Here is a 12,942-nt window from a genome sequence, read left to right on the forward strand (position 1 = left end):
TTTTATGTTCTTCTGGATAATGTCTCACTCATGCCTAACTTCCGCACCCTGTCTAATACTATGAAAAACTGAGGCGACAACTATCCTGACACAGGGGGAGTCACTTAGCTCCTGAATATCCTTTTTAGCGAGAATAAATTCATTTATTTGTCTTAATGCTCTTCCATGTGCATTGCTAACTCCACTGTACTTAGCCTCACCAAAAGTGATTACCGCTTCCGTTGCTTCTGAATGGAAATCGAAACCGGGATTACCAGAAATTTTTTCTTTTATTAGCTCCGCAAGAGGAAGACGCAAATGCCTTAAATATTCTTTTAGCGCCGAGAGAGCTGTGTCTGAAACCATATACTCTCCAAACTCTTCGGATAATTCGCTTTGCACGTTGTTGAGAATCTCATTAACGACTTTATCAATTGTCGGTTGAGAACGCGACGAATAAGTCAGCTCATCAATAATATCTAATGGTTTTAACCAACTAGTATCGGTAACGGTGTTGTACATCTCTGTTACCCGTTCCTCTACATTTGATATACAGATAGCTAAAGAATAGATTTTACCTTCGGAGCGTTTTGAAAGTTCGGACATGTCCATAACGTCCATTTGAATTAATTCCATTTAAAATAAACTCCACCGTAGAATGTATTCACAAAGTCTTTCAGCTTCTCCGTAAAGCGCGGTGTTGCTTTCTTGCGCTGAAATATACTGAAAGGCTTCTCCATGAGACCAGCCACTTCTTCGCGCAACGGTTCTAGGCTGTTGTAAATCATTCGTTTGATAACATCTTCCATGCGCTCTGGAACAAATTGCTCTTCTTCTGCAATTTGCTTTATATGGTTTTAATCCCTCTTAGAGAGAGTCTTTAATCATAATATTCCAGACTAACTCAAGTTTAACTTAATCTAAATGAAAAGTAGCGTCCCTATGAAATCTAAAAATGTGTATTTTCTTCTTATAAGTTTACGTTCAGCTCGTTTCATGGAATATTAATGTAAATGCATAATTTCAAAAACAAATGACTTTAAATGAAGCGCAAAACAACACTGTTAATAATATCCACATCTAGCGCGTTAATTCTCGGGCTTTGGTTAGGCGCTTGGTATGTAGGCACCGAGCAAACTGTAATTCGCCAATTTACCAGCCAGCCCTTAGCTGATGTTTTCAGTAGTATAAACGCTTTGTTTGCTGGATTTGCATTCTGTGGAGTAATTTTAACTGTTTATCTTCAAATCCAAGAACTTCAAGATACTAGAGAAGTATTGGCTGAGACAGCTAAAGCGAACAATACAACAGCTGAATACGCGAAAGAGAACGCTATCGTAGAATTATTCCAAACCTACTGTAGTGATTACTTTCAAAATGTTAAAAATTCATCAATGAATATTCTTATTCCTGCGATGGCGAGCAGAGGTTACTTTGACTTTGTGATTAGCCGATTTTTTGTCGCTGAGCAACTTTCACTATCTGAAGCTGATTGGCCGCGGATTAGTCTTGTTTCTCGATATTCAACGTTTGAAGAGTTCAAAGAAAATGAGCAGCATGACCGTTATAAACTGGACGAATTAATCAACTTTTTCACCATACTTGCTTATCAAAAAGACGCAGGGGATGTAATTGCACGTTGCGACTTTTCTTACTCGTGGTGGCGTCCAATGTTTTGGATGATTGCGATTGCGCAAGAGCTTCGATACGACAACAGCCCTACTATCCAAAAATACGGAACAGCTTTGTATTTTAAAGAAGTTGTTAAAATGCTAGACGAAGCATATGCCCTCAAGCCAATCGAAACAGGCATTGAGCTAGTAGATTTGATAAAGGAGCATCCTAAGCTAAGTAAACAGTATCAACTAGATGATTTACACAAGCTTCCTGAACAATGGGAAAAAACTCAATGAATAGGCTAATGCCGTACAATTAAGAAAACTTTGGTGTGATTAACGATAAATTTACACGCCTTAACATAGAAGGTAAGCAGTGTTTGTTTTTAGTTGCATGAGTATTGTCAAAAAACAGGATAGCCAATATCGGCTACCCCAAACAGTCAAGATTAGGTCAACTGAAAAGGCTACTCAACGCCTTACTGGTGGCTCGTATCCCCATTGGAAGTGTTTCTTCGCATCATAGTCGGCTCGGCTACTTTTTTTGAAGGCCGCAAGCGCCTCTTTTTTAGTATCGTACTTTTTAAAATAAGACTTCGATATACCTTGCGTATATCTTTTCACCTCATCATACCTACTGTAAATACCAGGGGATGCACCAACAAAAACAACATACCAAGTTTCTGACTTTTTACTTTTCATATAAACTCCAAAATTAAACACGCAACATTGCGCCGTTCTTGGGTTTACAGTTTTTGAAATGTAACTTTGCTTATGTTGAAGTGCTGACTTTGAAGACTTCTAGCTCTAGCCAATAATGTAAAAAATTACCCTCCCATATCTGATACATATCGGTTGCCTGTTCAATAGGAAAAACGCCAAAAAGGTTTTGAAATACGCCTGCTTGGAAATCAAAGTCGAGGTCTTTGGCTAACTCTACATAAGGGCCGCTCCCTACGTAAGCGAAGTCTGTGATGTAGCACAGATGCCAAGCATTATTTTGCCGTTCCAGTCTAATTTCGACAGGATGAAAACCACCGTTCTCGGCAGAGTAAGTCGGGTCACGAAAGTTGATAGTCACACTATCACCCGAAATCCCCTCTTCGTTGAGCATAACCGTTATTGCCTTAGTAAACTTGTGAGTAACAGGCAAAGCTAACCCTTCGCGAAGAATGCGCATAATTTGGTTCCTTGATGTTAATTTGAAATAGGTTGGCTTTTTGTCGAAGCCAGTCGCGTAAAAAGCTAATTTAGTTGTATAGGCAGCGTTAAGTTGCTTGTAGAAACAAAGCGTGATGGTTTGCCATTTAGCCTTTGACTGCTGAACCACGGAAAGAGAAAGGGCGATACTGATTATCACCCTTTCAGCGGTTCTACTTTTATTGACTTTTTGGCCCTGCCTTTTTAAGAACAGCTGGTTTGAGTAGAGCGCTATCAAGCTCACCTTTTTCAATCGCCTGTATAACGGTATCGATAATCTCAGGTAGCTTGGCTTTATCGCCAACGTCTATCGCAGGTTTACCTTTTTGAAGTTCAATAGGTTTATTACCTACTTTTATTTCAAGATAGTAGTATTCGTCGCTATCGTAATACCACGGTCGAACAGTGGTGGGTCTGCGCTGAATGATGATTTCACCTGTTTCAGGGTTCTTAACTTTCTTTTCCTTAAACGCCTCAAAACGTTTGTTGTCGATTAGGCATTGCGCCATCTCTTTTTGTTGCTCTAGTCTCTCAATAAGCTTTAAACGCTTACCGATAACGGGAGGCTTAGGCTCAATTTTAGGGCGAGCGATGACCTTGAGCGAACTCAATACGGATGTAGACATAGTATTTACCTCTATGGGTTAGTGAGGGCGAATAAAGCCCGGTTGGGGTTTTGCTTGCTTACGTTGGTTTTCATCTGCCAATAAGTTGATGGCAAAATCTCGAATTGATGCGTTAGGGCGAAATTTGGTGCGGCGCGCTAAGATGGCAAAGTCACCTGGCGTTAGGTATTTCAGTTGAAGCAGCGTTTCACTTTCTGACTCGCTTAGCCTTTTAACTCTTGTTACCTGTTTATACAGCTCTAGCACTTGCACTGAAGTTAAGTACTGACAATCAAGCTTGAAGTCGAAACGACACAATACCGCTTTATCTAGTTTGGTGGCAAAGTTTGTAGCAGCAAACAAGGGCTGCGTGAAACACTCTATTTGCGTTAGAAACTCGTTAACGAACTGAAGTTCATGTTGAGCATTTAGACCTTCACGAGCACTGAGTAAGCTGTCAACTTCATCAAGAAGGATAACCTGCTCTTCTGTGTGTGCGCGCTGGAAGAGTTCAGCAATTTTCCGTTCGCTTTCACCCACCCATTTACTTAATACGTCCGAGCATTTAATCCGCAAGAGCTTCCTATTGTTTAACTCAGCAAGATAATGAGCATAGGCGGTTTTACCTGTACCTGGCGGACCTGAAATTAACGTTCGACTAGGTAGATTGTGCTTAAGTGCATAAGTAATATCATCAAGGTAGACTTGTGGTTGCTTGATGTTGAGGTAGCTTACATCAAACGGAATTTCGCCCTTGTAGTTGAGCTTGTCTTGCCACTGCTCTGTCGCTCTGAGAGAGTACTCGACGACATCGTTTACCACAGCCTCTGCATCGACGTTCTTCGCTTTGATGGTATGCGCAATGTGAGTTGCATTTGCCACTATCGCAGGCGTGATATTCTCTACCTGACTAATTTGCTTTCGAACAACAAGAGACAAACCCAAACCACGAAAGTAGGAGCGCGTAACGCTTTCTATTTCTTCAGGTTTCAATGACGGTACATCAATAGCGAGCTTGAACCTTCTGATAAAGCTGACTTCAAGGCTCTGCACATAATTGGTTATCCAAATACAAGGGATATCGTTTTGCTCAATGAAACGCTGTAGGTGCTCTTTACTATACTGGCTATCAGCATTTTCAAATAAGCCCTCACACTCGTCGACTAACAACATAGCGTTAGATTTATTAGTGAGTAATGAGTTGAGCAAAGAAAGATAACGAAGCCTGTCCTTGTTAGGGAAACGACTGTTAAATTCATCATCGGCATAGTTGCTAGCTAGTGCCGTAGAGCGGATTTCATAGAGCGTTCTGCCACAACTTTTCGCTAAAGCGCGAGATAATTCCGTTTTGCCGGTTCCAGAGTCACCGTACAGCAATACACTTGTACCCACGCTTCTGGCTTGCGTAGCAGCATTTAAGTATCGCGTTAAAAGCTCTGTATTTACATGCGGAAAATCCTTGAGCCCAAATACAGCGTTAGGAGACGGGTGAAGCAGCGGCTCGACCAGCATTTCTCTGGAAGTTATTTTTTCAGTAAGTAACTTACGGATAAGCGCCTTAGGTATTTCGCCAAAATCATACGACGAAAAATCCACATCCGGTAAGAAACCATATTGATTTAATCGCGCTGTAGCGTGAATAAACTGCTCGTCATTAACGCCTGTAATGTCTTTAATAATTTCATTCAGAGACAAATGACTAGCCTGTAAATGCACGGATGAAGCTAACGCCCTCAACCACTGATTTATTTGAGAAAGTAAAGCGAACTGAACAAGCGAATCGGTTTGTTTCGGTAAATCCATTAGGCTTCTGATGAAACTACAGTTGTCTAGAAACGTTTTAGTAACCTTAGGTTGCCTATCACTTATAGTTAAGCACGCTTTATAGTTGACGCTTTCATTTCTGTCTTTGAAAAACGGTACTCTAGAAACACTGCTTCCGCGCAGATTAGACGCAAGGCTTTTACTAAGTACATCGGTATCAACTGATGGCAAATATCGAAGTAACCGCTTGCTCCACTCACACGCCAGATAATGCAACTCACCAGACTTTCTTAATACTTTATGAGACATATAGACCTCACAATTTGTAGGAAAGTAAAGAGGCAGCTTGTTGCATGACCTTTTCACTGCGTTTGTCATACATGATCGTAGTACTGATATCTGCATGCCCAGCCATCTGTCGAACGGTATTTAAATCGACATTCTGCTCGAGTAAACGTGTGATGAAAGTACGCCGAAGGTCATGTGGTGACACGCCCTCTATGCCAATGGCGGACAAAGATTTACGAATTAGTGAATAAACAGCACATGAAGACAAGTGAGTATCATGTTTAATACTCCCACCTCTCGCTACTCTATGGAACAAATAACCTTTGTGTTTACCACGTAGCACTATCCATTCGTTTAGCGCGTCATGCGTCCACTCCGGTAAGTGAACGGTACGGCTCTTGTTCCCCTTTCCTTTTCTCACGATAAGCGCCGAGCCTGCTACATAGTCTTGAAGTAATAGCGCAACTAGCTCACTTCGTCGTAGCCCCGTTCCTAGAAGTGTTGCCAATACAGCATAATTGCGGATACCGAGTACGGACGTATTTTGCTTCAAATGTGCGAATAGCGTTTGAACCTGCTTAACCGAAAGCGGCTTACCGTCATGCGCGCCGTGGCTCACTTTGCTGATAGCACGGAGCTGAACTAATTGCATTTCAGGCGCCATACCTGACATAACGGCAACGCCTACAATACTGCGTATTGCTGTCATTGCTCTGTTTATAGACCGTGCAGACCAGCCATTAGCAATAAGCAATGCTTTGATATGACTAGCCTGCTGAAAGTCTATCTTGTGGTACATCATCTCACGCTTTTTTTCGGGCCAACGTAGCAAATCGGCGATACTATTTAGCTGTGAAGCAATAGAGCGCTGACTATTAGGCGCAAGTCGACCTAAATACAGCGCATAGGGGCATGCTGCATTCATAAAATGCTCCGATATTTAGTTTAAAAGTATTGAAATAGAATGGAATTGCTGTGAAAAGCTGAATATATGATAGCGAGGCTTTGTGAGAGGTTATACGGCTGTTTTGTACCAGTGTAGTGAAGCTAAGGTACGCAGGCACCTTAGCTTTTAAAGTTTATTGTTATTGCTTCAAGAAGGTTTCAACGAACTCCTTTTGGGTACATCGCCCCCTCTTACTAACCCACTTACGAAAAGGGCTGCAAAAGTGCTTGAGGTACTTGATAGAGGGTCCATAATCCCAGCTGTATTCCCCGGAATGAATATCTATTCGATGACGAGCCATCAACCTTCTCAGCTTTCTCCGCTCATTATCACTTTGCTGAGCAGCAATAACTTGATGAGCACCCAAGTTCTTAATACAGTTTAGTAATCTGAAGTCTAACTGAGTCGATGTAAATAACTTATCGAGGTCGTAGATAAACAAATTGTCGAGAGCTATATGCTTATCAACTAGTGAAATCAGCTCCTCCCAACAGGTTGCATTCTTCAGTTTTACTTTCTTCTCGATGCGGGTGCAAGGCTTGTTTAGACTGGGTGCACTCGGTCTGCCAGACCTCAAGAGTTTTTCGTTTCGGCTGTACGCTGTGACTCTGACTGCGGACCGCAAACTTCCGATACCTACTCCTGTTAGTGATCCATTTTCAACATAAAACGCACTTTTTTTGCTTCCGCGTAGCTCAACGCCAATTGACCCAAGCGGGCGAAAGAAATCAGTCGCTAGATGAAACATTGATATACTGAACAAGGGAGTGAAGCCTTGCCTCTTATTACATTTTCGGGTGAGATATTTAAACCAGAAACGAGCAACGTCATAGTGATATCTGGTTAGCGGAAAACCTTTCAACTGAATTAGAAGCTTTTCATCGATAGAGTATCTGTAACCAGTGCTTATAACTAAACAAGGTGTTTCAGTGTTTACCTTTCCATATTGAAATTCTTTGCACAGCGGCAGAATTACACTCTGCTGGTAACTTCTAGAGCGCTTCATGATGGCGTATGGTGAACAATGGTTCTTGAACGAAAGCTTTTCCACACATTTGAACAAAGATTGCTCAAATTGGGCCAAGTTTTCATTTGATAGCCCGGTCACTAAAATGTTTAGGGCGTCTATGTCGACATTGATTGTATTTCCGCGCATATTAAAGTTCCTCCTCTGATTTTTCCAGTTCTATGAGGCAATTCTCGAGGTCTTCAATTAGCGCTTGCACTAGCTCTTCGTCGTCAATTAGCGTAAATATTATTTTTGCAATTGCTTTTTCATCTTTGATCGTTAGCGCTTCTTTCAACCGAGAGAAGTCAACATCCTTAGTTGGCCCACTTTTGGGGGCATCAACAGTTTCGCTAATACATTGTTCAACAAATTTCTTTGTGACGCTTTCCGGTGAGGGCTCAGATTTTATTTTCAGATTTTTACAGACCTTACGCCATACTCGACACCTGACATCAACATTGAGTTTACGCATTGCTAATAGTGATGAATTGGAATACTTACCAACAGGTAGAGATAAGCTTAAAGCTATCTCACCTGCTTTTGCGTGTTCAAACAGCATTGAGTAACTTATACTTGGAAAGGTTTCAGTACAGAAACTTTTGAAGTTTGGGAAGCCAATAACATTATAAGCCTGATTGATGTAAAGGGTTGTAACACTTTCTGCAAAATCGCAGTGTGAATCATTTATAAGATCGACTAGCTCGTAAATTTTATCTTCATTTAATAAACTCATTATAATCTCCGTAACAAATTAATTGACTATCAGCGACACAAAGTTGCCGCTCACGGAGGAATTAGAAAAAACGACAGCGATCTGCATAAAAAATAAATAAAAAGGTAGAACAATTAGGAATATCATAAAAATTAAAAAATATAAGATTACTAATCAAAGCCTTACACCATTACCTAGAAGTAAATCCTGAGCTCAGGATTAGTAAACACCCTCATAAATTTGAATTACACAACTGCGAATTAATGATAATCGACAAAAAATTACCTAGAACATCAATTCCATTATCAAAATGTACTCTATTAAGCACGCTGCACAGTCATACTAAGATTATTGTGGCCTATCACTCATAACGAAGCATTGGCTTGATTTACTTCTTTTAAGACAAAGTAATAAACGTATTTCTCAAAGTTATGTACCAAAGGATGTTAACTCTGATGTTCTGCCGTGCATGAACAGCCTTGCCTGGAATAGCAATTTTCTTTACTGGGGCACCACAGAAAGTCATATAAAGTATCAATTGGCCAAGTTAGATATATCTTTTCTCTTTAGCTCAAATAGCGATAGTAACCGATGGTGATAATCCATAGAGTCGTAGGTCTTAGTAGAGGTACTAGCACAAGTTCACTAATTGCGGCCTAGTTAAAACATCGACATCGACTCACCCGTGGTTTATAATTTAGTGAAAATAATTAAATTTATAAACCCTTGGGAGATTGACTATGTTTTCAGAACGTTTGATGCGAGCTCGTAAAGCTGCAGGTATGTCTATGAACGCTCTGGGCATTGCAATTGGTGTATCTGCTAATGCTATTAAGAAGTACGAACATGGCGAAGCAATGCCGTCATCAGGGAAACTTTATAAACTCGCAAAGACTTTAGGAGTCCGCTCAGAATACTTTTTTCGACCAACAAAAGTGGCGTTGGGACATGTTGAGTACCGAAAACGTTCTAACACCCCACAGAAAACTCTCGACCGTATAAATGGCGATGTTCTAGATCAAGCTGAATTATGGACTGAATTGCTAGACCTTTTTCCAGATTCTGTCCGTCCGATAAGTAAATTTACTCTACCAAATAATTTACCCGAGACAGTTGATTCTGAAGAAGCAATTGAATCTATTGCTGAACAAATGCGGAAAGAGTGGCAGTTAGGTCTTAACCCTATTCCTGATATGATCGATTGCCTTGAATCTCGAGGCATTATGGTTATCTGTACCGACGTCAATATAGGTAATAAGTTTGATGGATTAGCCGGACAGATCAACGAGTCACCAGTTATTGTTGTATCAACAACACAGCCTGGAGATCGACAGCGGTTTACACTAGCTCATGAGCTAGGTCATTTAGTATTGCACGGTCGGTTACCTGATACTATTGACGAAGAGAAAGCATGCAACCACTTTGCAGGTGCCTTTTTACTACCTTTGATAGCAATCAAACAACACCTTGGCACATATCGGCAGGCTCTTGAGCCGCGTGAGCTATTTATGCTTAAGCAAGAGTTTGGCATTAGTATGATGGGCATTTTGGTTCGTGCGGGTCAGGCAAACGTAATTTCATCATCTTTGCAAAAGCAATATTACATGAAATTCAATAAGCTCAAGTGGCGTACACGGGAACCAGGCACCGCCTACCCTCAAGAAACAACATTTCTTTACAAACAGCTCGTCTATCGAGCGTTAGCGGAAGATTACATCACAGAATCAAAAGCTGCTGAATTTTTAAAAATGCCACTTTCAGCATTCCACAAAGAACGTAAGCTAGGAATGGCTGATGCAATTACTAATTAGTGACGCAAACATCCTAATTGATATGGAAGAAGGGGAACTGCTGCCACAAATGTTCCAACTTCCTTATAACTTCTCCATCCCCGATATCTTGTTTTACGAAGAACTAGAACAAGAACACAACCATTTAATTGAGCTGGGTTTGAGACTTGATGAGCTTGAGGGAGAGTTAGTAAGTTATAGCGTAGCGCTTGTTGAGCAATATCGAAAACCTAGCCGCAATGATTGTTTTGCGCTTGCGTTGGCGAAACATCATCAGTGCCCACTTCTTACTGGAGACAAAGATTTACGAGCCGCAGCAGAAAATGAAGCTGTTGTTGTCATGGGCACAGTGTGGCTCTTAAAACAACTTGTAATACTACAGCTTATTACAGCGGACGAAGCGAGGACCTCATTAACTCTAATGAAAAATGCTGGCCGTAGGCTGCCATGGCGGAGAGCTGAAGAGTATATTTTAGAAGCAGAACAGCAAATATTGAAAGAACATACACTTGAGCCATGAGTATCAGGAACTATACCGTTGCTTTAAATACAACCACGCCTTCTGTACTCAGCCTCCCAAACCTTGAAGCGCTGTGTAAGTAACTCTTTGGTTTTTAAACCTCGTGCGAGCGCACGTTTGCTTTTTGCCCTTTCTTCTTTATTTTCGAACGTTACTCCGGATAGCTCCTGCTCAAACATACTAGGGACGACATGACTGTAGTGTTGCTCTATCATCGCAATGCTAGTACCGCATTGTCGAGCAAGTACATCAACTCTTAAAGTTCGGCTAAGTAATTGCCAAGTTATGTAAGTATGGCGCAGCGAATAGAGTGTTCTTGGTCCATCTGGGCTGGTCTTCAGCTCTGCTTCTTCTAATGCAGATACAAAGGTTCTACCCAGTTCATTGGTACTTGAACCGTCTGCTAAGAGAAATATCTTGTCGGACGGTCGGCGATTAGGAAAACGATCCATTAAATTCATTAGGGGAAAGACAAATTCATCTTTGCACACAACGGTTCTAGTGCCAGTATGTTTAGTGGTCTTGCCTTTTCGTACCTTGATTTTAAAAATAACTTGGTGCTCTTGTCTCGTCATTAAGATGTCAGCCCAAGTCAGTTCTTCCATTTCAGTGCCAGGACGAATACCTGTATTGACAACTACGTCAGCATAATCAAGTAAAAGTTCTCTTATTTGCCTTGTCTTTTCCTTACGGCTGTTGTCTCTCATACTTTCGAGAGTTTCAACGACCTTCTCATATTCAACTTCGCTGAAAGCAGCACGTCTAGCCCCCTGCTCTCCTTTGTTGCTTAATACTGGAACCTGAACTGGCAACATCCATTGGTTTTCAATCGCTGCTTTAAACACCATTTGTAGCGCAGCGTTATGATTTAGAAGAGTCGATTTGTTAAGAACCTTACCAGCCTTTTGTATTCGCCAAATGTCGAACTCTTTAAGCTTGTCTTGGTCAATAGAAGTGATATATGTACGGTCAAAAAATGGAATATGATATTTTTTCAAAGCCCCAATGTAGTCTTTGTAGCTAACTTTTCCACCGCCGTGAGCAAGCTCATGTTCCATAGCAAGAATGCTTTTTGCAGCTACATCGCGAAAACGCTTGCTCGTTGTGAGTGTTCCGGTTTCCGCTTTTATTTTCCACTCCATACGTAACAGTCTAGCCGCTGCTACAGCTTCTTCTTTATCAACTTGTTTAGTTGATTTGCAATGCCACTTCCCGAAAAGTTGAAAACGGGCGTACCACTTTTTGCTGTTATCTTGCAGGAAAACGTAGAGCGTGTCGTCGATGTCGTGTCTTGCTAACTGCTTAGCCATAAATACCCATTTGCAAAGAAAAAATAATGCGCTTACTTCGAGTATATATGGCTTAGTTACAATAGCTACCTGTTTTATATAGATATTTTTAGGTTATGTTAATACACATTAACGTGACCTATTAGTCTGAATCTAGAAACCTGGTGGCGGTTCAAGTCCGCCCACTGGTACCATCTCTTTTCTTACCAATGAAAGAGATAACAATAAGCCGACGCAAGTCGGTTTTTGTGTCTGAAATTCGTTGAACGCTTTATTAACGCATAACCTTCGAATCTTCAGCGTTCGCTGCGACCGACTAAGCCATAGTTTCACTGTGAAAGTAAATAGGACAGTCACTTTCCCTAGCTATATTTGATAATGGCAGCTGATTTTATAAATCCCCCACACAGCCGAAGTTCTTAGCCTTTTAATATGAACAAAGATCTAATTGAGAAATGGGCTAACAATTAAAATGAAGAGCAGTCGCTATATTGAAGCTGAGGATATTATACTGTCACAATACCAGTGAAAGGCGTTCCAAGCGTCTTTCACTGGCTCCTTGTTTTAAATGAAAGAAACTTTGCTCGTTTATGGGACTGATTTGAAACTTAGAACAACTTCTAATATTAAAACTCAAAATGAAAGTTAACTAATTCATAAAGTTGCGCTTGTAAACTATAAAAATGGAAGCACAGCAATACCAATTGCAAGCCATACATACGCGATTATCGAAAGCGTCAGCAATACCCAATCGCCAAGGCTTTTACTGCCTGAGGTCGATTTCTCTTTTTTGGAGTAATGCCAAAAGATGAATGCGCCGGTTAATGTAAGAAAGGCCACATTCAAGAAAAAAGCGTAATCAATGTTGAAGAACTCCCGATCGGTCATCGACTGAAACCCGGAGGCATCTGGTAAGTGCCCCAAGAGATCGAGTCCGTAGTGCATGACGAGCGAGACTCCTACAAGGGCACATAGAAATACAATCAGTATATAGATAGCCATTTTCCAGCCATAGTACTGCGCCTGAATCCGCAACACTGGAAATACCACCAAATCACTAAAAATAAACGCCATTACTCCGGCGAAACTGTGTCCGTCCGGTAATCCCCACGTTCAATTCATAAGTTAGCTACGGCATGGTGTTCTCTTTTTGTTAAGGAGAATGACCATGCCGCAATATCAACGAAGAGAAGTGCAAGACTGGCTCAACTTATTCGAGCAGCA

The 12,942-nt window shown here is 41.1% G+C and carries 13 protein-coding genes; 3 read left to right on the forward strand and 10 right to left on the reverse strand.

All coding sequences use genetic code 11. The features are described 5' to 3' along the window. Positions 1-24: 24 nt before the first annotated feature. Together MHM99_RS19615 and MHM99_RS19620 are read right to left on the reverse strand one after the other, a co-directional pair. Positions 25-615: a hypothetical protein gene (locus tag MHM99_RS19615; RefSeq protein WP_239220356.1), complete on the reverse strand. Its 591-nt coding sequence runs from the start codon at positions 613-615 to the stop codon at positions 25-27. Further along, a complete protein-coding gene (locus tag MHM99_RS19620) occupies positions 606-788 on the reverse strand; it encodes a hypothetical protein (protein WP_168482094.1) in 183 nt (60 codons plus the stop codon). The genes MHM99_RS19615 and MHM99_RS19620 overlap by 10 nt, the downstream gene beginning before the upstream one ends. 234 nt (positions 789-1,022) lie before the next feature. Here MHM99_RS19620 and MHM99_RS19625 point away from each other — a divergent pair, with 234 nt between their 5' ends. Beyond that, complete coding sequence (locus MHM99_RS19625; protein WP_168463464.1) at positions 1,023-1,892, forward strand: hypothetical protein; 870 nt, start codon at positions 1,023-1,025, stop codon at positions 1,890-1,892. Positions 1,893-2,066: 174 nt separating this feature from the next. Here the strand turns inward: MHM99_RS19625 and MHM99_RS19630 are convergent, their stop codons facing one another. The 6 genes from MHM99_RS19630 to MHM99_RS19655 form a co-directional block, all read right to left on the reverse strand. Next, positions 2,067-2,297, reverse strand: a complete 231-nt coding sequence (locus MHM99_RS19630; RefSeq protein ID WP_168463463.1) for an RNase H1/viroplasmin domain-containing protein — start codon at positions 2,295-2,297, stop codon at positions 2,067-2,069. Between the two features lie 70 nt (positions 2,298-2,367). Next, positions 2,368-2,775, reverse strand: a complete 408-nt coding sequence (locus MHM99_RS19635) for a DUF2787 family protein (protein ID WP_168463462.1) — start codon at positions 2,773-2,775, stop codon at positions 2,368-2,370. A 199-nt stretch (positions 2,776-2,974) separates the two neighbouring features. Further along, a complete protein-coding gene (locus MHM99_RS19640; RefSeq protein WP_168463461.1) occupies positions 2,975-3,421 on the reverse strand; it encodes a DUF6641 family protein in 447 nt (148 codons plus the stop codon). A gap of 18 nt (positions 3,422-3,439) precedes the next feature. Further along, positions 3,440-5,473 carry an AAA family ATPase gene (locus MHM99_RS19645; protein ID WP_168463460.1) on the reverse strand — a complete coding sequence of 678 codons (2,034 nt, stop codon included), beginning with the start codon at positions 5,471-5,473 and terminating at the stop codon, positions 3,440-3,442. Positions 5,474-5,480: 7 nt separating this feature from the next. Next, the gene (locus tag MHM99_RS19650) at positions 5,481-6,377 is read right to left on the reverse strand and encodes a site-specific integrase (RefSeq protein ID WP_168463459.1); all 897 of its coding nucleotides are present in this window, start codon (positions 6,375-6,377) and stop codon (positions 5,481-5,483) included. Positions 6,378-7,555: 1,178 nt separating this feature from the next. Next, a complete protein-coding gene (locus MHM99_RS19655; protein ID WP_168463457.1) occupies positions 7,556-8,140 on the reverse strand; it encodes a hypothetical protein in 585 nt (194 codons plus the stop codon). A 719-nt stretch (positions 8,141-8,859) separates the two neighbouring features. On the opposite strand from MHM99_RS19655, the gene MHM99_RS19660 reads away from it, so the two are divergent. Both MHM99_RS19660 and MHM99_RS19665 read left to right on the forward strand, forming a co-directional pair. Beyond that, entirely contained in the window at positions 8,860-9,930 is a 1,071-nt protein-coding gene (locus tag MHM99_RS19660) for an XRE family transcriptional regulator (protein ID WP_168463456.1), read from the forward strand. Next, positions 9,914-10,429, forward strand: coding sequence for a PIN domain-containing protein (locus MHM99_RS19665; RefSeq protein ID WP_015067951.1), 516 nt, complete (start codon positions 9,914-9,916; stop codon positions 10,427-10,429). The genes MHM99_RS19660 and MHM99_RS19665 overlap by 17 nt, the downstream gene beginning before the upstream one ends. Before the next feature lie 23 nt (positions 10,430-10,452). Here the strand turns inward: MHM99_RS19665 and MHM99_RS19670 are convergent, their stop codons facing one another. Both MHM99_RS19670 and MHM99_RS19675 read right to left on the reverse strand, forming a co-directional pair. Beyond that, positions 10,453-11,739, reverse strand: coding sequence for a site-specific integrase (locus MHM99_RS19670; RefSeq protein WP_015067952.1), 1,287 nt, complete (start codon positions 11,737-11,739; stop codon positions 10,453-10,455). 654 nt (positions 11,740-12,393) lie between these two features. Beyond that, on the reverse strand, positions 12,394-12,792 hold the full coding sequence (locus tag MHM99_RS19675) for a hypothetical protein (protein ID WP_053103826.1): 399 nt from the start codon (positions 12,790-12,792) through the stop codon (positions 12,394-12,396). Positions 12,793-12,942: the final 150 nt, after the last annotated feature.

The sequence above is a fragment of the Alteromonas sp. MmMcT2-2 genome (assembly GCF_022348305.1).
Taxonomy (GTDB): domain Bacteria; phylum Pseudomonadota; class Gammaproteobacteria; order Enterobacterales; family Alteromonadaceae; genus Alteromonas; species Alteromonas macleodii.